This is a genomic window from Mastigocoleus testarum BC008, from assembly GCF_001456025.1.
In the GTDB taxonomy this organism is placed as follows: domain Bacteria; phylum Cyanobacteriota; class Cyanobacteriia; order Cyanobacteriales; family Nostocaceae; genus Mastigocoleus; species Mastigocoleus testarum.
Map to the genome: position 1 here is coordinate 161430 of NZ_LMTZ01000024.1, position 24067 is coordinate 185496.

A 24067-nucleotide genomic window follows, 5' to 3' on the forward strand; every position below is an offset into this window, starting at 1 on the left:
GAAAGAACTGGTCAAAGCGAAGATTTGTCCCATGTTTATTACTTTTTTTATCTAAAGTTGTCACTTTTCTGTTTTAAAATTCATAGAGTGAAAAATATTTCGATTTTTACCGAACAATCGAAAATTAGATTCCAAAATTTAAAGCCAAAAATTCAAGTCCAACAATCCAAAATTCAGGGCATGAAAGTATCAATTTAAATCATTTTTTCACTATAGGTGTGTGCCTTATACTACTGAGTAGACGGATGTCAGCATCAATAACGTAAATCATTCTAGGTCTGAATACCTGAATAGAAAATAATAAGTTTATTCGGTCAAGGTTTAACTTTGTCCTTCAAATAAGAATTTTGTCGTGATTTCAGAGTAAAGCTAACATAATGTTTATCTTTCTGATTCCACTTGTAATGACCCTTATAGCCCTTTATTTATTTACCAAAGCATACAATGAAATGCGGTATGTGTGGGCTTCTTTTGCTGGTTTTTGTTTGTTCATTAGTATTACATTAGCCCCTTGGGAAGTCCTATTAGTATTTCTGATTCCTGCAGTTATAATTATTGGGAAAGGTGTTCAAAAAAGTGATTACCAATTCCATCTTCAGAATATTCAGAAAAATAATGAGAAGAATAAGAAGAAGCAAAGAAAAAGAAGATAAAATCAATTATATTTATCTTTCATTTAATACTTTCTTGATATTCTCATCAATTATTTATAAGATGAAATATTTGTGATTGTTTTCTAGGAAATATTTCAATGTACTTCCAATACAGAAAATGCATTTCCAATAAATAAATAGGAAATAGGGCGCACGTCGGTGCGCCCCTACAAACTAAATAATGGTATAAATTATTGTTTTGATTGTTTTGAAAATTCTTTATTAAATCATAGGATTACAGCCCCATTCCCTGTTACCTCACTTCCCAAAAATTTTGACCATGATAATTCCACCCATATAAAGTGTAACTACAGCGCCTGCAAGTAAACTTTGGGTGAGCGGGTCTGTGGAAGGAGTGAGAATTGCACCTGCAATTACAGAACCAAAAACGATGTAACGCCATCCCGAAAGCATTTTTTGGGATGAGACAATTCCTAAAGTTCCTAGAAGTAATTGAATAATCGGGACTTGAAATGCTAAACCGGTGCTGAATAATAACAATAATATAAATTCAAAGTATTTTTCAATTGACCATTGTTGTTCAACGACATCTGCACCGTAACTAATAAAGAAGTTTAAAGCTGCAGGGATAAGTGCAATATAAGCGAAGAATAAACCAGCGACAAATAAAATACTGGAACCTAAAACAATTGGTGCGAGTAAACGACGTTCCCGTCTTGTGAGTCCGGGGAGGACAAATTGGGCGATTTGGTAGAGGATGAAGGGAGTGGAAATCAGTAAACCGCTATAACCTGCAACCTTTAGGGAAACAAAGAAAAATTCTCCCGGTGCGAGTTGGAGGAATTTAATATCTCCTGCTGGAACTTCTAAAATTCGGACAATTGGTCGAACAAAAATAAAACAGGTAATAGCACCGATCGCAACCGCAATCAGAGCGTAAAAAAGCCGCTGTCGTAGTTCTTCTAGGTGGTCGAATAGGGACATTTCGACTTCACCGGGTAATTCGTCGAGGTATTTTTCCGTTGGATCGTCGGTTTCGGTTTCTAATGTGGGTGTTTCTGTTTCTGGGGAAGATGTCATGGGTCAGGGATAGGACAGTGTTTGTTAACTATTCTATCCGGGGAGTTGGGGTTGCAGAAATTTTTGTTTGATTTTGGAGTAATGTAGAGTCTCACAAGTGTAGGTTTTTATGTTTAATGGCTTTCATGGATGAAAAGACATGAAATATGCACATAAGAGAAATATTTTTCACGACAACTAGTATATTCAAATACTTTAATATGAAGTTTTAGTACTTAACCAAAATGCTTAATCACCCATTTGTGAAAAACCTACATCTGTCAGTGAGAGTTAGGGGTCAGTGATAAAGCAGTACAGATACAAATACTCTAAGTAGATAATCACAAATGAATTATCTTATATATACTAGTTTTTTGCTTAATTCACTTGTCGTTTTTTACACTAGATCTTTGTTGTTTTTTTGATTAAATACTTAAGTATTTTTAAATTGTCTTTGGGATTCTCTTGAATTTAAGAATAGGTTTATTTTGTGTCAAGATCCTTAATATCCAAGGGATTTTAAGAAAAAGCATCTCAATGTATTTCTCACCTTAAATTGAATTATTAATTAAATAGATATAAAAAAATACATTAATACATGTTGTGCATAAACATGTACATGTGTCATAATACACAAGATTTTTTGATTTAACATATATTGCATTAATTAATTCATGCTTTAGTAAAGTAGTATTTATTTTTACTTATTCTTTAATAAATATTTTTTGTGAGCACAAAAGTTTGATGAAGAACGAAAAGTCTGAATTAGGAGGATTGTTATGACAGATTATACATTTGGTGTCAGACGAGATAACTTTGATGATCGGGATTATATTGTAGTAGACACTCTTGAAAGGTTGAAAGAAGAACTTGCTAAGTTACAACAGCAAGGTATTAAGATTGGTATTTGGCAGCCTAATCGAGATAAAGAGGGAGAACCAACAAATTACGAAGTAAAAATTTATCAAATTGACCCTAATCAAATAAGTCAAGCACAGAAAGAAATTTTAGTTCCTTTAAAACCTTCTATTTCAAGTAGATTCTCAGATGATACAACAAAAATAAATTTACATTTACCAACTAAATTCCTACTTCATAAATCACCTAATAATCATCAATTATCTCATAATACAGGTCAAGTAAATATATTAACGAAAGCCCTGACTTTTAATGGAAATAATGCATATATAGAATTATCTGACGAAGAAATTATTCAGAAAGTCAACTTTCATAAATTCGAAGAATTTACAATTGAATTATTGATTAAATCCAGTTCAATACAAACAAACTTGCATGAAAAATATGCTTCTATTTTAGAAAAATGGGATGGGAATATAAAAAAAGGATATCCATTTGCTATTAGATATGAAAAAACATCTGGTAAAGTAGTATGTAGCCGTTATGATGGTAATTATAATCAACCTCAATTAATTTCTAAAAAATCTATCGATGATGGAGAATTCCATCATGTTGTATTTGTAAAAAGAGATTACACATTATATTTGTATATTGATGGTGAACTAGAGGATAAAACTCTAGATACAATTCATGACATTAATTCTTCTAAGGAAAAGACACAAAATTTATCAAATGTTTATCTAGGTTGCAGGGGAAACAAAGAAAATTTATTCAAGGGTCAAATTTATTATATTCATATCTGGAAAGTATCTTTTCCAGAAGACGAGATTAAAAATAAATATTTCCGAATAACTATTGTACCTGATACAGAAATAAATCATAAACTAATACTCAATATTAATTTTTTAGATTTATCAACAAAATTAAAAGAAGTCTTAATTCAAGTTATAGATAATATTAATCAAGGTATTGAAGGCTCTGAGAATATTAATTTTTTCAGAAAAAAAATCAATGATTACTTTATTGAAACTATTTTAAATGTTCCTCTGAATATTGATACTATAAATCAAGATATTTTGAATTTATTAAGAATAAAATCAAAAGGAGAAAAAGAAGAACTATTAAAAATAGTAGATAAATATTTCATTGATAATTCAAAAGAAATAAAGAGAAAAATTTTAGAAAAAATATTTTATCCTTACCAATTAAAATGGCATGATGATAATGAAAATAAAAATAACCATTACTTTAATATAAAATTTTTAGATTTTAATAACTGGTCTAAGGTTAAAGAACAATCTGAATTACCTTCATGTACAACGCATGCAGCGGTTTCTTTGTTAGAATATTTTGAGCGTAAAGCATCAGGAAGATATCAAGATTACTCAAGCTTATTTCTATATGTAGTAGCATTTTATTTGAGTTCGAAAGCTAGTGATAACAATGATGGTTTATCTATTAGGGAAGTTATGTCGGCAATGATAACTTTTGGTGTACCACCAGAAAAGTATTTCCCTTATAACAATCTAAAAAAATATTTCCCTGATTTGATAAGGGAAGAACAAGAAAAACAACAACAAAATACAAATAGTACTGAAAATGTTATTCATAATAAAACTTCTGATTTTTATCCGCTTCCTTTTATATATAGTCTTGCTCAGAAATATAAAGCAAAAAGTTATTTTCGTTTAGACAATCCTAACATAAACAGTAAATTAGATTTACTTGATAGTATCAAGATATTTATCTATACTGGTTTTCCTCCTATGTTTGGATTTCAGTTTTCTCAAGAAGCTAGGAAGTTTTCCGAACAACATCAAGGAGATATATCGTTTTATACTGATGAAGGCCAATTAAATAATCATGCAGTTGTTGCAGTTGGTTATGATGATGATAAAAAAATAGAAATAGATCTATATTCACAGAGTCAAAATTTGCAATGTTTAAACAATAATTATATTCAAATTAATATAGAAAGCAAAGAGAATAAAAAGGAGATAAAAATTATTAAAGGCCATAATTTTATTTACCAAGACAAAGATAATAAAATTTATACCAAAGGAGCTTTCAAGATTAGAAATTCTTGGGGAAAAGAATGGGGAGATGAAGGTTATGGTTGGCTTCCTTATATTTATGTTCTTACTGGTCTTACTTTTGACTGGTGGTCAATGCTCAAAGCTGAGTGGTTTGATACGGATTATTTTGGCTTACAATTAGAAGATCTGTCTTCTGGTGAACCTGATGAATCAAAAACTCCTCAAACGAGATAATAGTTGATTGTTAGAATAAACTATTTATGCATTGTCGAAAAAGCGGAAGCTCAAGATTTAATTTTTCTAAAAAACCATAAGTTATAGATTTTCAGATTGACTATTTATAACTTAAAATACCTTTAATTTGCACAACAAAACGGAAAATATACTTGTGTTACAAGATTTTTTGTTAAATTAAATGTGCAAGTTAAATTTCCTAATACTTACTTGGGATTAATCATGTAAGGCAAAACAGTATCACAGATTTTACCTATTTTAGGTTTGGAGCTAGTTTTTAAATAACCGTAGCTATTTAGTGCTGTGCAACTATACTCAAGTAGACTATCAAGATCTGTTAATTTATAATTATTTTTCTTGCTTGTATCAATTTCCCAAATTCTCACAGTTTTGTCATCGCTACTAGAAACAATTATTAGTTTGTCTTTATTCGTACTAAATAAACCAACTCTATTAGCTGCACCCGAATGTCCCTTCAAAGTTTTATAGGGATTTTTGAATGCTCTACCGTGATTATTCACATCTTCATCTAATTTCCAAAGTTTTATGCTTCCATCTTTATTCGCAGCTGCTATGATACTACTATCAGAGCTAAAAGCAATACCGTAAGTATATTCTGAATGAGTATCAATAGTAGCAAATAATTTTCTATTTTCTACATCCCAAATTTTTATCATTCCACCCATCCCAGCAGAAGCAAGAAGACGACCATTAGGACTAAATTTGACTGCACGAACTTGGTCTGCGTGTTTTTCAGGCAAAACGACAGGAGTATAACTTTGGTTACTGTCACCATCTAAGTACCAAATATTGACATTACCGTCAAAATAACCTGAGGAAGCAAGTATACTATTATTTTTAGGATGAAAATCTACGCTGTAAACTCTATAATCTTGCTGTTGGAGGAATTCTTGGTTTGTTAGTGTTTTTTTTAGAGTACCAGTCTGTGTATCCCAGATTTTAATAGTTCCATCTCGACTTGAAGAGGCTAGAAGACTACTATCTGAGCTAAAACTAATACCATAGACACTACTTTTATGACCAGAATCTCCCGTGAGTGTATGTAAAAGTTGTCCTTTCCGAGTCCAAATTTTGACATTTTTATCCCAACTACTTGAAGCAATCATTTCACCATTAGGGCTAAATTTGACATTCCAAATGACATCTTGATGTCCTTCTTCCTCCGGAAATTTTTTTTCTAACTGACCCTTTTTTATATCCCACAGTTTTATTTTGTTATCAGATCCAGCAGTGACAACCAATTTACCTTTAGGATGAAAGTTAACACCTGTAGTTTCCGCTGTATGATCTGTTAATCGATTGCGTTCGTGTGTACTATAAATTACTGATTCTAATTTTTTGAGTAATTTAGGTTCGTCTGAACCAAATTTCTTGAGAGTTTCAAGTGCTTGAACACTCTCTAACAATGCCTCAAGTTGATTATTCTTTACTAACGAAATTTTTGATTTTTCAACTGCTTCTGTAGCAATAATAGCCTCACGTACACTTTTCTGTTTTGCCAGTTGTTGAGTTAATAATCCTAAACCAAAACTCAAGAAAATGAATACTCCTGCTGTAATTGCAAATCTAGTTCTTTGTTTCTGAACTTTTGCTCTAGCTTCGGCTTCTTGAGCTTTCTCCTTCTCAGCTTTTGCTTGATTCTCAGCAACTTCCCTTAATTTCTTTTCCTGCTTTAATTTATCTTGAAATTCACGATCACGCTTCTTCTGACTTTTATCAATAAACTCTTTCTCTTCATCAGAAAGTTGGAAATTGCCTCTCTGCTCCCACTCAATCACATCACTCAATCGTAATCCTGTCAGCAGTGCTTCATCGGATTTTTTATATTTATCTCGCCACGCAAGAAAATACTCTCGAAACCAACTTCTGATACGAATATCCTCTCGACTATCGGCAATCCAACACTGTAATGATTTCCATTTAGTTAATAGTGCTTCGTGGGCGACCTCTACGTAATTCTCAAAATCATCCTCTTCCTTTTTCTCACTTCTCACTACAATTAGGCGACCTTGTGTCAATTTTCCTAATATCTCATCTAACCGTTCGGCGGAATCAGCAATATCTACCAAACTATCTCTAGTGACACGACGACGTGTCACTGTTTCCCCTTCTCCCAACTCTACCAATCCTAAAAACAACTGCTGCACAAAAGCTCTATCGGTTTGAGAAACAAAACTTTGGTAAAGTAAATCTGCTTGACTGTCCAAAGCTCCACCAACTTTACCCATTTGCTGATAATGTTTCCAACTTAAAGGAGATTGGGGTATTTCCGGTCTTTCAATGCATTCATGCCATAATTGCCACAATGTATATTGCAGTAGAGGTAAAGCACCTGGTTGGTTTAGTACATCTTCGACCATTGCTTCCACTAAACCAGATTCAAACTTCACTTGATGTAATCTTGCTGGTTCGATAATTGCTGCTTTTAATTCTTCCGCAGAAAGTGGTTCTACCAAATATGTTGTCGGTTGAGTACGATTAATTAAGTTAGCAATTTCAGAGTACTCTGCACACCGATCTAAAAAATCTCCCCTTACAGCAACAATTAGTTTGCTTTGGGATCTAGCGTTTGTAGCCTCTTGTTGTATTAAACGGAAGAATGCACGACGTTCTTTATCATCTTTGCAAAGGGTAAATACCTCTTCAAACTGATCGATAAATAACACAAATGGCTTATTGAGATGATGCAGGGGGGTCAACTTGTTTATGAGTGTTTGTACAGGATGATCGCCAGGAATTAATTGTTCTATTTCCCATTGATAACTATCAAAAATGGGTTCGCTTTGTATTCTTGGTAATAATCCTGCTTTCACCAGCGATGATTTACCACATCCCGAAGCACCAATTACAGAAATAAAACGACTTTGATTGAGACGATCTAATAAAGCTCTTACTGCTTGTTCGCGACCATAAAAATACTGTTTCTTTTGGTCATCAAAAGATTTAAGTGCTACATATGGATTGTGCTTGTTCAAATGCATTGTGGGATTTATAATTTCATATTCATGAGTAACCAACTTAATAGTTCGCCCTCCACCCATTTGCAGCACTTCTACTTCTCTCGCCTCACTGCGAAAATACTTTAAGAGTGATTGACAAGTAACTTCTCCTTTATTATTCATATTTCCGACTGACAATCCTTTAAGCAAGATATCAGTGAAAATACTATGTTGCTGATGAGGATTGTATTTAACACCATGCTTATGAGGATAAGCAGCTATCAAATAATATTCCTTCTGGTTGCTGAAAGCTTTTTTAAAAGTTTCGTGCAACAACTGATGATTTAAAAACGAACCACTATGACAACAATCCAACAGCATCACCAGACGTCCGACATCTGATTTTTCAATATAATTATTTAGATCTTTAAGTTGTATCTCGTTAGACTGTTTGACTAATTTTTCACCTCTGAATTCAAGTTCACAGTTGGAAGTTGCTAAAAATCCTGTTTGTTCATCCCAGTCATCAAGTATCTGTAAGCCATGTCCTGTAAAATAAATTAACGCTTCATTTTTAACAGCACGCTCCTTAAGTAAGGTTTTTATTGCTTGAACAATCTGTTCTTTGGTAACTGGTTCTGCAACTACTTCCCAACTCTTTGTTTGTTGATTTTGGCGTTTTGGTAGACGTTCTACCTGAAATTTGCCATGTTTTTCTAGTATCTGTGCAATCGCCTCAGCGTCGGTTGCTGACTGGGAAATAGAAGTTAAATGTTGACTTTGATAGTCACCTACAGCAATTACAAGGGCATACCTTGCCATCGGTTTGCCAGGAATGATTTTTTTAAGTAATACAGGAATCAAATGTTCGAATAATCCCGGTTGACCACCAATTTCGGCTTGAATGCGATGACAGCCAAACTTATAAGCAGATTCTATTGTCTCTTCTAAATTAAGTGCATCATAAAAACCACGTGTAAAAGCCCTAGCTGCATCATCTCTTATGGATTGCTGCATACCAATAACATAATTAATATATTTCCCAATTGCTTCGGCTTGTATTTGGGAATAGCAAGCATTAAGTAGTACACACTCTATCCCCCGATCAGCAACAAGCCTAAATAAATCCGCTAAAGCTTCCGTGCTCACCAACTGCTGTTGTCCTAAATCATTTTCTAAAACTAGTCCTTCACTTCCGCTACCATGTCCACAAAAGTGAACAATCCAGGGCTTCTCCTTCAATATTGCATTTTGCAGATCTTTGACACGTACAGCTAATTTGATTTTGAAGTCAAACTGCTCGCGATAAACTGAAACCTTCAGAGCTTCCTCGATATCACGTATTTCTTTGTCTAACTCGAGATCCCCTCTGGGATTTGCTGCCAAAATCAGAATTTTCTTAACCATGTTTTAGAAATAAGAATAATAATTTAATTGATAACTTTGATTTTTATTTGCTTATCTAGAATTTTAATGGTGTTAAGTACATCTCATATCGCCTTTTAACTTAACTCTAGCTAGCATTACTAACTATTGACGTTCAGGAAAAGCCACCGAGTTAGCCTTACAAGTAGGTGGTTTTTTGCGGCAAATATTACTTCTGATTGTGTTGTTTGTTTATTAGTTTGGGATTAATGGTGTTGTTTCCCATGGGTGCGCTGCGCTGTAATTTTGTGAGCCCAATCAAGAACTGTTAATGATTGGAGTCAATTCTCAACTTTCTCAAATCAAAATTAGTGAGCTTTTATGGATATTACATATTTATAATTCTACAAACAAGCGATTTAAACTACATAGTTGTTATTTGTTACTTTTGTGTTATCTTTTTTCCCACTGACTATATTACGGTTACTCGATGCGACTCCCTTGAAGGGAATCACACAAATCATATGTAACTGTGGAAAATAACTTATATACTGCTTTTAAATAAATCTTGTTAATTTAAATTTAATACATCGTCTAATTTTTAACACATACTTGTTTGCGATTTTTCACTTTTACGTAATTTTCAAAAAAATTTATAAATTTTATTACAAGTGCTTGTTCCTCCTCCAGTCTGCTTGTGTTAAATATCTGTGATGAAGTTGTGAGAAACTCATTACTGTGTACATTTAATATTTTTAAATTACACGATTCAAATATTTTTTACAAAAACGAAATAATAATTTATTTAACGAAAAGGTGTTAATTCAAATTATTCTAAAACTATCTGATTGACATACGTGAGACATATTATTCTCTCCTCACATATACAACAAATCCCCAACATGTCTTGCAAACAGGTGGCTAATTATGAAAGAACTGATATGAGAAACCAAGAGATAAACTCAGATAATTGAACTTAAGCACCATATTTACCAAGATAAAGCTGCAATTTCTCCATAATTCTCCTTCTCTCCGTAACATATTCCCAATTTTAAGCATCAAGCTAATATAGCCCTAGTTTGTCACTTTTTCTATCTAACTTTGTCACTTTTGACCTTTAAACTTCAAAGAAGGAAAATCTTTTTTGAGCTAGTTCAGCTTTGCTTAAGCTCTTATAGATAGCTATCTTATCTGCAAGCTTGTCAAAAATATTTATAGTAACCCCATTAATGGCAGAAACTCTATTTAGCGATATGGACGATAAGCCTACAGAATGGCAATTTGGCTAGAAGGAACAATCCTAGAAATATTACCCATAAGTGATTCAAAAGAGGTTGTATTTAAGTCATGACAATATTTACTGTATCTAATACCAATGATGTTGGTGCTGGTTCTCTGCGTGATGCAATCCTAGGAGCAAATCAATCCTCAGGTTTGGATAATATTTTGTTTGATATTCCAGGGATGGAATCCCACACTATCCAACTTGCATCTGCTCTACCTGATATTACGGATAAAGTTATTATTGATGCTACTAGCCAATCTGAGTTTGGTGGTATGCCGAGCATCGAACTAAATGGTGTAAATGCAGGGACTGATGTTAATGGATTAACTATTACTCGCGGTGGTCGTGGTAGTATTATTCGAGGATTAGCAATCCATAGTTTCAGTGGTTCAGGTATTAGCCTCAATGGTTCTGATGATAACAAAATTATTGGTAACTATATTGGTACTGATATAACCGGTACTGTAGACCTCGGTAATCAGGGTAATGGTATTAGTCTTGAAAATGGAGCTTCTGATAATATCATTGGTGGAGGCTTAAAAGATACAGTTACTTCTACTAGCCTTGCTAACGTCAAGAGCTTGGGAGTAAATGGTAACCTCATTTTGGGTAATGATGGTGACGGTATTGCGTTGAGTGGTCGTGGAACCAAAAACAATCAGATAGAAGGAAATTATATCGGTACCGATATCCAAGGTAAAGCTGCTTTGGGTAACGACAATGGTATTAGTCTAAATGAAGGAGCTTCACGGAATAATATTGCTGATAACTTGATTTCGGGTAATAAGGATAACGGAATCAAAATGATTGGTAGAGGGACGAAGCACAATTTACTTAAGAACAACTATATTGGTACAGATGCAACTGGTACCATCGCCCTAGGGAATGAAAATGAAGGTGTAAAAATTAAGGAAGGAGCTTCCAAAAACTTAATTGGTACCGGAGATTTCCGCGATCGCAACCTTATGTCCGGTAATATCGATGATGGTGTTGACATTGGTGGTGAAGGTACGCGACGCAATGAAGTAAAAGGTAACTATATTGGTACAGATATCACCGGTACTAAAGCCTTAGGTAATGATGATGGGATTCAAATCAAAGATGGAAGTTCTAAGAACATTGTTGTGGGTAATATTGTTTCTGGAAACTTAGATGATGGTATACCTATAGCTGATCCTGGTACGGTGGATAACCTAGTTATCAATAACTACATCGGTACAGATATCAGTGGAACTAAAGCCTTAGGAAATGGTGATGATGGTTTAGCGATCGATGATGAAGCGGGTCGCAATTTTGTTATCAGTAATATTATTTCGGGTAATATCAGCGATGGTGTAGAGATTCAAGGTACCGGTGCGAGAAAAATTTTAGTTGCAGGTAACTACATCGGTACTGATGCTACTGGAACTAAAGCCTTAGGAAATGGTACTGACGGTGTTGATATTGATGCTGGAGCCTCCAAGAATATAATTACCCGTAATGTTATTTCTAATAATGGTGAAACTGGGATTGAAATGAATGATGAGGGTACCGCTAAGAACTTAGTTTCCTCGAATTTCATTGGTACTGATGCTACAGGTACTCTCAATATGGGTAATGCTGAAGATGGTATTATCATTTTTGATGGAGCTTCGGGTAATATCATCGGCGACACCAAATCAAGCACATCCATCCCGAACAAATTTAAGAATTATCCTATACGCTCCCAATCTCAAAAACTACTGTTTGGTAATACTCCCTCTCTCCTGAGTAATGAATCCTTAATTGGTAAAGGTAACCTTATTTATAATAACGGTGGCGCTGGCGTATTGATTGCTGATATCACCTCAAGTGGTAATACCATTTCACGTAACTCAATAAATAACAACACTGGATTAGGGATTGACTTAAGTAATGATTCGACCAGAGATGGTATTACTCCAAACGATACTGGAGATATAGATACTGGAGCAAATAACCTTCAGAATAATCCAGTTATTGAATCGATTGGGAGTGGTGATGATGGTATAGAATTAACTGGAAAACTCAATAGTTTATCTAGAAGTTCTTACAAAATTGAGTTTTTCTCAAATCCCATCGCAGGGGGTTCAGACGAGGGTGCGAATTTCCTGGGTTCAGTCAATGTGAGAACTGACAGAAATGGCGATGCGAGTTTTGAGTTTGCAAGCGATGATACTGTTCCAAGGGACCAAGTAATTACTGCGACAGCCACTAACCGTAAAACTGGCGACACTTCAGAATTTTCTTCTGCTGCGATGTTTGGTTAAGGTTTCTGTGAATTAAGTTTTTTAGTGTATGATATCATGTCCGCCTAATTACTTATGAAAAAATATGTTTGTAGTAGCGCTTTAGCGCCATAGTAAAGATATTGGCGCTCAAGCGCTACTACGAACCTTATCGCAAGTGTTTTACCGGACATGATATGACCGACTTTTACCTCTGCAACGTTTCTACAGAATGGGAATATAAAAATGTATTTGATTCGAATGGAAACTGCCATATAAAGATACTTTAAGACTTACGGCAGAGACTTTGGTTCTCTCTGCCGTATTACTATACTTACATCCTAATATAAGGATACTAATGGGGTATAGATGTGCACAAATACTCAGCTTGCTATCACCCTAAACGCTTTGCGTATTCACCAATTATTTCTATTTATTACTTATTACTCATTACTTATTACTCATTACTTTTTATTCTTTACTCTTTTCTTTCTCATCTTTCTGATGTGGTAATTTAGGATGTTCCTCTGAATATTTAGCAACTAATTTCGACATTTGTGGATTATAGAGCCTCAAATAATTCCAATAGTTACCCAATACTTGTCGCACATAATTTTTGGTTTCATTAAAGGGAATTGCTTCCACAAATTCATCAGGGTCTTCTCTAGGTATAGTTTTCAACCACTTATTTACATTTCCTGGTCCAGCATTATAACTAGCGATCGCCAACAATGAATTTCCCTGATATTTGTTGTGGGTATAATTCAAATACCAAGTACCCAAACGAATATTATCGCTGGGGTCCGTCAATTCAAAATCCCTAAAATCTTCTCCAATTTTTGGTGCAATCCATTCTGCAGTAGAAGGTAATACTTGCATTAAACCCGCTGCATTAGCTACCGAACGAATATTTCGCTGGAACCTTGACTCCTGACGCATCAATCCAACTACTAACAAAGGATTAATTTTATTCGCCCTAGACCACTTTCGGATCAACTGAAAATAAGGAAAAGGATAACGAGCTTGCCAGTAAGCCATTCGTTTACTTAAGGCTTGGTACTCAGCAACTTCCTCTGGCTTTGTCCGATCTTCTAGTTTTGCAACTTTACTGATACCGGCTAAATAATCTCCCTTTGTCAAACGCATTAAACCTTCAGTAAATTGTTCTGCAACCGAAGGCTGGATTTGGTTGTTAAATTCGGTTTCCCACTGCAACCATGCATCCCGATCTTGACCCAACAAATATAATTCTTTAAATGTTTCTGTCCCAGTAGGAGGTACCGAACGTCGTAAAGGAGAGATTTCTGGACTCAATTGACGCACAGAATTAAAGTTACCAACATCCAATCCTAAAACTGATGCCGAACGCCACGCATAATAGGAGTAAGGGAAATTAGCGATTACATATTTGTAAGCCTCTTTAGCCTTTTGCTCTTCTCCTAGCTTTGTTGCCCATTTCCCAACCCAAAATCCTGCCCTGGGAGCCAAAATACTATCAGGATTGTTCAAGGGTAGAGGTTCCGCCCATTGCCAAGCAGCTTTATAATCTTTTTCCTTGGCTTTTTTCAGAGCAACTTCCCAACGATATTCTGCAGCTTCCTTGGTAGTTTTGTGCTCTTCAATGAGTAATTTTAAAGCTTCCCGTGCTCCTTTCTCATCTTTTTGAGCTTCTAAAATTTTTGATTTTTTAATTAATGCAGCACCCGCTTGCCTGGGAAAATTAGCAATAATTCGATCTAAATATGGCAGAGCATCTTTTTTATTTTTCTGCATTTCAGCCAGACGCATCAGCGCCATTCCCGTTTCTTCTGCTTTGGGAAATTCTTCTATTAGTTTCTGATATGTATCATTAGCCTTTAGGCGACCGTTACTGATTTGATGTCCCCTTGCAAACCGATAAATATTTCGGGGAGTTTGTGGTGCTCTTTCGTATGCTGTTGCTGCTTTACCAAATTCATTCTTTCGCCATAAACCAGTTGCAACTGCTTCCCAATCTTCCGGTTTTAAATCTGGTAAATTTTGTTCCAGAAGCTGCTCTAAAATCGGAGTCATTCCAGGCTGATCGAAAGCATGTCTTGCCAAAATCAATTTTAATTCCGGCTGCTCAGGATTTTCCTCCAAGCGTCCCTTAATAATTTCCCAAGTCAAAGGATGAGATGGGAAGTCAGCGATCGCCCGATCCTGGTAATCTTTTGCACCAATCAAATATAACGCTTTTGCCGTTGCTGGATGCTTGGGAAAGCGCTTGATAACAGCTTGCCTCATATCTGAAGCTTGACCGCCCTTTTTCAAAATGTCATAGGCGTGAGCTTTTTTGAGCAATACATAGGGAGCTAAAACTTTGTATTCCTTATCCAAATCCTCCAGCAATTCCAAAGCTGAAGCAGCTTCTCTTCTATCAATTAAATCACTTGCTAATAGGTAACGAGCTCGATTTTTATCTCTAGGCGAAGACTTCTTAATTAACTCTTTGAGTTGATTTTCTCTGTCCTGTGGCGGTTGTAAAGACAATGCCAGAACAGGAGAGTTAGCGGCGCTTTTTTCAGATATTTTCTCGGGTAAACTTCCCAAGATAAACAATTGACTCAAGGATTCGCCAATTTGAGGCGCTGATAACATCGCCCCCGCAAAAAAGGCACAAATGCCTGCACCCGCAATTAAGGAAATTTGCTTTTTTTGTAGCTTCTTCAGCATTGATACTGGCTGAATAAATTTAGATGAGTTGTTGCAACTTTAGCACTACTTATGATCGATGTAACCAATTTTAAATTTCAATTTTTATTTTTTTTATTGAAGTTTACTCGTAATAAGTAAGTATTATTATTATCATTGATTTTTCATCAGTAGTTGTTAATGAGTAATTGATTGTTTAGAATAAATTCACAAAATTAGCCCCATATAGAGCATATTTACTTATTATTTGTTAACTTATTTAAACAACAAGTGTGAAGATTATTTGTATCACTGTCAAACATAAACGTCAACCGTGAACCTAACACAGCAATGAACGATCAACAGTTTTACATTGTGCCGATACAATACATTTGCCTATACGGTTATGAGAGTATTTGCGGACAAATACAACAAGCGAGTGATGGGAATATTTGGTAGTTATATCGATTTCCTTTAAGTTCGTTACACTTAATAATGTGGCAAGCCGAACGTTTATAAAAGGGAACGAAAGGGAACGGGAAACAGGTATTGCAAAGTTTTAAGGTAAACATAGTCAAATGGGGATACAGGGGGTTGTAGTTCCCCCACTGAGGATTACTCCTCACAAATAAATTTTATAGTCGATGTTATCTTTGACTACAAAATTTACAACTATATAGATTCAAAGCATTAATGTGTAGTAGTATTTTTTGAAATTAGTATTTAAGTAGATGCCAATTAATAACGAAGCTTGTAAGATTAAGCTTCCAAAACTTTTTGGACTAATTTAGGAGTCTTGCCAGTTAAACCAACCATTAATTTAAGATTAAAAATCTTGATTGGACGTATTCTCTTCATCATCCATAAAACTAAACGTCTTCCCAAAACTAAAGGTAAAAACTGATTGGAAAATGTCCGATCCAATAAATCGGTCATACCGAGAATTGCTAAGTTTTCTCGTTGACGCCAACGTTCGTAGGATTTGAGTACTTTAATATCACCAATATCTTGACCGCGTGCTTGGGCTTCTTGGATAGTTTGCGCTAAAGCAGCAGCATCTCTTATACCTAAATTTAAACCTTGTCCTCCCACTGGATGACAGCTATGTGCTGCATTACCAATTAAAGCTAGTCGATTGAGGACATAGCGAGTGCTTTGCATTAACTGTACCTGGAAAGTGAAGCATTCTCCCAACAATTCCAGTTTACCCATTTGGTTTCCAAAACGCTTTTGCAATTCTGCTAAAAATTGCTCATCGTCTAGTTCACATAGTGCTTTTGCTTCTGCATGGGGCGCAGTCCAAACGATCCGGCAGCGATTTCCTGGTAAAGGTAAAATGGCAAATGGACCACTGGATTGGAACTTCTCGTAAGCTGTATTGTTATGAGGTTTTTCTGGCTTCACAAAAGCTACAATACAGGACTGCCAATATTTCCAGCCATGAGTTTTAATTCCAGCCCCTTGGCGAATACGCGATCGCGCTCCATCTGCACCGACTAACAATTTAGTGCGAACAGTTCGTACTTCTCCAGCAACCTTCACATCAACTTTCGCCATATTCGTTTGATACTGGGTATTTACTACCTCCGCTGGGCATAAATAGCTGATATTGTGACAACCTTTCACAAATTCTTGCAAAGGGAACAAAATGGCCTTATGCTCAGCGACATAACCTAGATCTTTTTGATTAATATCAGAATTATCAAACTCTACGACACAAGGATGATCGGCATCAGAAAGGCAAACGTGGCGATAAGTTTCTATTTGGGGTCGAATTTTGTCCCAAACGCCAATTCCTTGAAAAATTAGCGCTGAAAGCATATGAACGGCGTAGGCTTGTCCTTTCATTACCGAATCAGATTGCGCCTTGGCTTCAATTAGCAGCACGCTCAACCCAGAATCTTGGAGTGCAGCTGCCAAAGTCAAGCCTACAATACCACCACCTACAATTACTAGATCGTAATCATATTCTTTTTCTTGGGTGGAGGTTTGGAGATTAGAAACAGTTTGATTGGGCTGCGCTTGCAACATTGTTAAGAAAAATGACAACGTTTTAATTATTATTTTGGCGCAAACCAAGGATTTAAGGCAAGGTTGGGGGTTGGGGATTGGGGATAGCCCCCTACACCATACTCGCAGTCATTAATTCATCGGTCATTTCAAAATTAGCAGTTACATTTTGCACGTCATCTAAGCTTTCGAGGGTATCAATTAACTTGAGTAGCGATCGCGCTTGGTCTGGGTCGTTCACTTCCACGTTATTGCTAGGAATCCAGCGCAATTGAGCATCACTAACATCAAAACCTTTTGCTTTTAATTCTTGATTTAGACTTTCTAATTGTGTTGCGTTAGTTAAAACTTCTGCAGTATTCTCATCGGTCATTTCATAAGATTCAGCACCACCATCTAAGGATGCTTCCAAAAGTTCTTCTTCGTTGGATACATCATCAACGACGCAAACCCCTTTTTGGGCAAACATCCAACTTACACAACCCATTTCACCTAAATTTCCACCATTTTTACTAAAAGCAGCCCGTAGATCTGCTGCAGTTCGGTTACGATTATCAGTTAAGGCTTCAACCAAAATCGCTACACCAGCTGGACCGTAACCTTCATAGCGAATTTCTTCTAAATTGCTACCATCATCAAAAGTACCGGCACCTTTAGCGATCGCTCTTTCAATATTGTCATTAGGAATTCCTGCAGCTTTTGCCTTTTCAATTGCTGTCCGCAGTTGGAAATTTCCTGCTGGGTCTGGAATACCACTTCTTGCAGCCACGATTATTGCTCGCGAGATTTGAGTAAAAGTTTTACCTTTTTTGGCATCTACGACTGCTTTCTGACGTTTAATATTTGCCCATTTACTATGTCCAGCCACAATTTTACTCCTTTAACAGTTATCAGTTAACAGTTAACAGTTGACAGTTAAATCAGTTAACAGTTGTCAGTTATCAGATAACCTCACTGGCTACGATTGATGTGTGACTATCGATCTAATACTCACAGTACACCTGTGCTGACTACTTCACTGTTTTAATTACTCTGTGTTAACTGTTAACTGAGAAAATAAATAACCCTACCATAATTGTGTAGCAACCCAAACAAAAGCATCAAAGTTGTGATTGTTAAATTTTCTCAGTTTATTAAACCTTTGAAACTTTTTAGATCCCTTAGGTCTCTTAAGTTTCTGAAAATATCTAAACTTCTCTGTCAATGTCCCTTAATCTTTCCCAATAGATTATTGACCAGTAGATTATCGATCTTATGCATGGTCATCATCTTCGCCATTGCTGGATGTCAACCTTTAGCGGGAAATAATACCAAAGATAATGTAATTCACTTAACCTTATGGCAGGGTGTAAATCCACCACCCAACCGGGATGTTTTGCAAAAGTTAGTAGATAAATTTAACCAAACACACCCAAATATTCAGGTAGAATCGCTTTATGTTGGTCAACCGGACCAACAAATGCCGAAAATTTTGGCTGCAGTTGTAGGTAATGCACCGCCGGATTTATTGTGGTTTAACCCGACTATTGGCGGTCAATTGGTAGAGTTGGAAGCTATTATACCTGTTGATGACATACTGGTAAACTCCTCCATCAAAGATGCAATTGACCCGGCTTTGTTTGCTTCTGTGGAATATAAAGGAAAGTTGTGGTCAGTACCTTTTGCAACAAATAATGTGGGTGTTTTTTATCGTCCCAGTTTATTTAAAGCTGCTGGAATTAAGGATTTACCTAAAACTTGGGAAGAATTAAGAGAAGCTGCTCGGAAATTAACCCGGGATACCAATGGTGATGGCAAGATTGACCAACATGGACTATTTTTACCTTTGGGTAAAGGTGAGTTTACCGTTTTTATTTGGTTACCGTTTATGTGGAGTGGGGGTGGCGAAATTATTAATGGTAATCTGGACGAAGCTGCAGCTGTTAATTTAACTGATAATCAAGGTGCACAAGCAGCTTTGCAATTATGGCGAGATTTAATTACTGATGGTTCTGCAGTTTTATCTTCACCAGAACGAGGTTTTGAAACCAATGATTTTGTTAAAGGTAAGGTTGCAATGCAATTTACCGGTCCTTGGACTTTAACATATATTGCTAGTGATATTCCTGATGGAGATTATGGAGTATTTTCTATCCCCGTTGGTGAACGTCCTGCAACTAGTATTGGTGGGGAAAATCTATTTTTATTTAAAACTACCCCTGAAAAACAAAAAGCAGCATTTAAGTTTGCTGAATATGTTTTGAGTGAAGAGTTTCAAACTGAATGGGCGTTGGGAACTGGATATTTACCTGTCAATCTTAAGTCTCGTCAAAATCCAAAATATCAAGAATTTATTCAAAAGCAACCTGCACTTGAAGTATTTTTAGAGCAAACAAAATATGGAAAAGCGCGTCCAATTTTTCCTGGTTATAATCGAGTTTCTGAAAATATTGGTCGAGCAATGGAAGCTGTTTTACTGGGTAAAAGTTCTCCCCAAGAAGCATTGAAGGAATCGCAACAGCGTTTGGATTTAATCTTTAAATAATTATGTTGAATGAGTAATAAGTAATAAGTAATAAGTAATAAGTAATAAGTAATAAGTAATAAGTAATGAGTTATTAACAATTACCAATTACCAATTACCAATTACCAATTACCAATTACCAATTACCAATTACCAATTACCAATTACCAATTACCAATTACCAATTACCAATTACCAATTACCAATTACCAATTACCAATTACCAATTACCAATTACCAATTACCAATTACCAATTACCAATTACCAATTACCAATTACCAATTACCAATTACCAATTACCAATTACCAATTACCAATTACCAATTACCAATTACCAATTACCAATTACCAATTACCAATTACCAATTACCAATTACCAATTACCAATTACCAATTACCAATTACCAATTACCAATTACCAATTACCAATTACCAATTACCAATTACCAATTACCAATTACCAATTACCAATTACCAATTACCAATTACCAATTACCAATTACCAATTACCAATTACCAATTACCAATTACCAATTACCAATTACCAATTACCAATTACCAATTACCAATTACCAATTACCAATTACCAATTACCAATTACCAATTACCAATTACCAATTACCAATTACCAATTACCAATTACCAATTACCAATTACCAATTACCAATTACCAATTACCAATTACCAATTACCAATTACCAATTACCAATTACCAATTACCAATTACCAATTACCAATTACCAATTACCAATTACCAATTACCAATTACCAATTACCAATTACCAATTACCAATTACCAATTACCAATTACCAATTACCAATTACCAATTACCAATTACCAATTACCAATTACCAATTACCAATTACCAATTACCAATTACCAATAGTGCTAAATAACATCAGGGATTTCCAATAAATAATTCACTTTTACCTGTAGGAATGCACTTCAGCACGTTATACAAAGTGGTATTTATGACTCTGGAAATCCCTGATAGATGCTCTTATTTTGCCAACTGCAAAACCAAATTATTTTTGGTTATTGGTTGTTACCTACAGTTCTTACGGGTAGCGTGAATTATGCCACCAACTGCAGCACCCTTAGCAGCATCACCAACAACGTCGCGACGACGGTTGGTAATTATCCCAGCAACAGTGCTACCACCAGCACCTGCAAGAACATCTCTTTCTAACTTACGACTTCGACAACGGTTTGCTCTACGTCTGTTAAGTTCATTGACACTTGCACCAGCAGCTGCACCCTTAACAGCATCCTCTAAAACATCATCACCGGTGATAACCCCACCAACTGCACCTGTAGCAGCTCCAATACCAATATCTTTTAGTAGCTCGTCATTAGCTGCAGCATGTTCACTGGGAATTAAAGTCACGCCAACCAAATTGAACGCAATTACGCTAGGTAAAACGATACGTTTTAATGTTGTATTCATTACTCAAACTCCATGTGAAATTTAGAACTTTTTGAATTCGAACTTCTTGAATTCGAACTTTGTGAAAGTGACCTCACTTCTAGTTTAAGTAATATTTGGTTTGGTGGCTATTTTACAAGTATGAGCTTAGTAACAGTTTGGTTATACATAATTGTTTATACAGAGTCCTTTTTTATACTTATTGTTCACTCTTCAAAAAAGCATCATTGAGTGTTTGGAATTGAGCAATTTCGAAGAGATTAATTTTAATATATATCCTGATAATACTGTCATTAAGTTGTACAAATTGATTATTCTATAACCAAGTTTTTTAAGTCTTATTACTGATGATTGCTATAAAAATGTCACAATTTGTCTCTGTTTTGTCCCTACTTTGTCCCTATTACTATTCCATAATTTATCCAGAAGCTATAGATTTTCCTCTTATTACCCAGATAGTAGCAGTTGCTATCTGGGGATTTTCCATTTATCTGGGAATTTCTGACTTCATTAATTCTGGACTTTGACTTCTCAATCCTTAATCCTGAATTAATTTTTCAAGAATTTCTTAGTCAATACTTAATTTATCGTAATTAAGCAGAAAGTGTAAGATTTATGCTACCAAAGCGGCGATTACGTTTTTGATAGTGTAACAATGCTTGATGAAAGGCAGATCTATCGAATTCAGGCCAGAAAGTATCTGTAAAATAAATCTCTGTATACGCCATTTGCCATAATAGGAAGTTACTCAAGCGCATTTCACCACTAGTACGAATTAGTAAATCGGGTTCGGGAATAGACGTGGTGTAGAGATTTTGTGTAATTAAATTTTCGTTTATTAGCTCAGGATTCAGTTCTCCACGCTGCACTAGTTCTGCTATGTGACGACATGCTTGAGTAATTTCCTGACGACCACCATAATTAACTGCAACATTAAACTCAATAGCTTGATTATTTGCTGTTTCCAACATGGAATGCTGCATTTTTTGTTGTAAAGACTTAGGTAGTGGTGACAAATCCCCAATAAATGAAATTTTTACACCTTCTCGATGCATTTGTGCTAGTTCTCGATGGATTAATTTTTCAAATAACAGCATCAAGAAATCTACTTCTTCTGTCGGTCTTCGCCAATTTTCTGTTGAGAAAGCATAGGCTGTTAATACTTTGATTCCCCAATCTTTGCAACATCGTAATAACTCCTTCAAGGTTTTTGCACCTTGACGATGTCCAGCAATTCGAGGTAATCCTTGTTGAGTTGCCCATCGACCGTTACCATCCATAATGATAGCTATATGTTGAGGTAACTTTTCAGGAGCTAAGTCGGCAGGTAGTTGTGATAAAAGTTTATTCATAGGATTAGTGATTGGGGATTAGGGATTAGGGATTAGGGACCAGGAAATTAAAGTTTTTTGTACTTTTTTTACTCTTGATTCCTGATTTCTGTTAGCAAAGTGGTGCAGGGATGAGCGAGAGCGACTTCATCAAGAAGTGGTGCGCTACCGCGCATAATTCTGTTACATTTGCCAAATAATTCTTGTAAATAATCTGGCGTTAGGGAATTATTCCAAGCCATTAGTCGATGCATCGTATAGATAAAGGTAAATATTAAAGTTGCTTTATTAGTCAAAGTCCAGGATTTCCAGTTAAGTTTTTCCATCATACGTTTAAGGGTACGGAGTAAGCTGTTACACTTATAGTCCTGGCTGCGAGTTTTTACTAGTATGTTTCCTACATTTAGAAAAGAAGTGTCGGGGAATAACCAAACTCCAAATCCCCAGAATTTAGTCATATGATTAATTTCATCTATTAACAGTTGTTCAAAAACATCCTGGAGTGCACCGGTTGTATGTGCCATTAACCACAAGTAAAGACTAGTAGCTCCGTATTCAGTTGCAACTCGATGTAAGCCGTGACGATACAAATCTTCGTGGGGATCATCTGTGGGAATATATCCTCTAACGGTGCGAAGTTTGGCGGTTATTTTCTCACCCTTTAGTTGCTGATAAACCTTGATTAATGCGGGAGTATGCTGGCGTTCTTCTTTCTCCCATAAACCTATTTCTTGTATATTCCCATCTTCATTTAGAATCCCTCCAACGAAGTGAGCCATCTGTGGGTGTATTTTTTCCAAATATTGGCGACTAGTTTGGGTGTAATCTCTAATAGGAGCTTCAGTATCTATAGCGCCAACAAGAATTGATAAAAAAACTTCGAGATTGATACCGATAACTTGTTCATTATTAATACTTCCCCAATCAATAGTTTTCCAAGGACGCGATCGCGGATTTTCAAACTGTAAAGGTAAATCTTCAAGGCGATTGTTGAGTTTTTCAATTGTAAGGTACTTCTCTATAAGGGAAGTAATACGGTGCTGGATTTGAAAATAATGAGGATTTGAGTATTTTTTACCAGCTAAATCTGCATGGGGTGGACTGAGTGTATTAATCATATTTACTCAAGCGATGGTGTTACTTTTGCTGCTGTGTCCATCAGTTTAAGAAAAAAAACAGCTATTTGTCAGTCGGGGAAAGTTGGTTCTTTAATGCTTTGTTATGAACGATCGCAACAGCAAAAATCGATACCTGAAGGTAAAGCAAGTTGACAAAGTAGGGAAAAAAGTCGGATTTACTGATAACTTGCAACAATCTGGTTTTACCCAAAATCTTGAAATAAATTTCAACAGGCTTTGTGTCACCGCTCTAGCTAACAAGACTCATAAACTAAGTACATTAAAACGCACTATAAACCTTACCTAGGGCTTGCTGAAAAAGTAAGATACAGATTGATTCGTTATTCGAGGAAAAACAAAAAATAAGTTTTGAACATATTAAGGCAACT

General features: G+C 35.5%; 11 protein-coding genes. 3 read left to right on the forward strand and 8 right to left on the reverse strand.

What is annotated here, in order from left to right:
• Positions 1-911: 911 nt before the first annotated feature.
• Positions 912-1694 carry a twin-arginine translocase subunit TatC gene (gene tatC / locus BC008_RS05765; protein WP_027841436.1) on the reverse strand — a complete coding sequence of 261 codons (783 nt, stop codon included), beginning with the start codon at positions 1692-1694 and terminating at the stop codon, positions 912-914.
• Positions 1695-2452: 758 nt separating this feature from the next.
• On the opposite strand from tatC, the gene BC008_RS05770 reads away from it, so the two are divergent.
• Entirely contained in the window at positions 2453-4801 is a 2349-nt protein-coding gene (locus BC008_RS05770) for a LamG-like jellyroll fold domain-containing protein (protein ID WP_027841437.1), read from the forward strand.
• A gap of 206 nt (positions 4802-5007) precedes the next feature.
• Here the strand turns inward: BC008_RS05770 and BC008_RS05775 are convergent, their stop codons facing one another.
• The gene (locus BC008_RS05775; RefSeq protein WP_027841438.1) at positions 5008-9168 is read right to left on the reverse strand and encodes an nSTAND1 domain-containing NTPase; all 4161 of its coding nucleotides are present in this window, start codon (positions 9166-9168) and stop codon (positions 5008-5010) included.
• A 1305-nt stretch (positions 9169-10473) separates the two neighbouring features.
• Between BC008_RS05775 and BC008_RS05780 the strand changes: the two genes are divergently transcribed.
• A complete protein-coding gene (locus BC008_RS05780) occupies positions 10474-12678 on the forward strand; it encodes a beta strand repeat-containing protein (RefSeq protein ID WP_027841439.1) in 2205 nt (734 codons plus the stop codon).
• Between the two features lie 429 nt (positions 12679-13107).
• Here the strand turns inward: BC008_RS05780 and BC008_RS05785 are convergent, their stop codons facing one another.
• The 3 genes from BC008_RS05785 to BC008_RS05795 all read right to left on the reverse strand — a co-directional run bounded on the left by BC008_RS05785 (position 13108) and on the right by BC008_RS05795 (position 18166).
• Positions 13108-15330, reverse strand: coding sequence for a lytic transglycosylase domain-containing protein (locus tag BC008_RS05785; protein WP_027846115.1), 2223 nt, complete (start codon positions 15328-15330; stop codon positions 13108-13110).
• A 717-nt stretch (positions 15331-16047) separates the two neighbouring features.
• Entirely contained in the window at positions 16048-17319 is a 1272-nt protein-coding gene (locus BC008_RS05790; RefSeq protein WP_027846114.1) for an FAD-dependent hydroxylase, read from the reverse strand.
• Between the two features lie 91 nt (positions 17320-17410).
• Entirely contained in the window at positions 17411-18166 is a 756-nt protein-coding gene (locus tag BC008_RS05795; RefSeq protein ID WP_027846113.1) for a YebC/PmpR family DNA-binding transcriptional regulator, read from the reverse strand.
• A 390-nt stretch (positions 18167-18556) separates the two neighbouring features.
• On the opposite strand from BC008_RS05795, the gene BC008_RS05800 reads away from it, so the two are divergent.
• Positions 18557-19822, forward strand: a complete 1266-nt coding sequence (locus tag BC008_RS05800; RefSeq protein ID WP_058183332.1) for an ABC transporter substrate-binding protein — start codon at positions 18557-18559, stop codon at positions 19820-19822.
• 1026 nt (positions 19823-20848) lie between these two features.
• On the opposite strand, the gene BC008_RS05805 is transcribed toward BC008_RS05800, so the two are convergent.
• From BC008_RS05805 to BC008_RS05815, 3 genes are all read right to left on the reverse strand, one after another.
• Positions 20849-21250 carry a hypothetical protein gene (locus BC008_RS05805; protein WP_027846741.1) on the reverse strand — a complete coding sequence of 134 codons (402 nt, stop codon included), beginning with the start codon at positions 21248-21250 and terminating at the stop codon, positions 20849-20851.
• A 572-nt stretch (positions 21251-21822) separates the two neighbouring features.
• Entirely contained in the window at positions 21823-22581 is a 759-nt protein-coding gene (locus BC008_RS05810) for an isoprenyl transferase (protein ID WP_027846742.1), read from the reverse strand.
• A gap of 68 nt (positions 22582-22649) precedes the next feature.
• On the reverse strand, positions 22650-23678 hold the full coding sequence (locus BC008_RS05815) for a ferritin-like domain-containing protein (RefSeq protein WP_235595804.1): 1029 nt from the start codon (positions 23676-23678) through the stop codon (positions 22650-22652).
• Between the last annotated feature and the right edge of the window lie 389 nt (positions 23679-24067).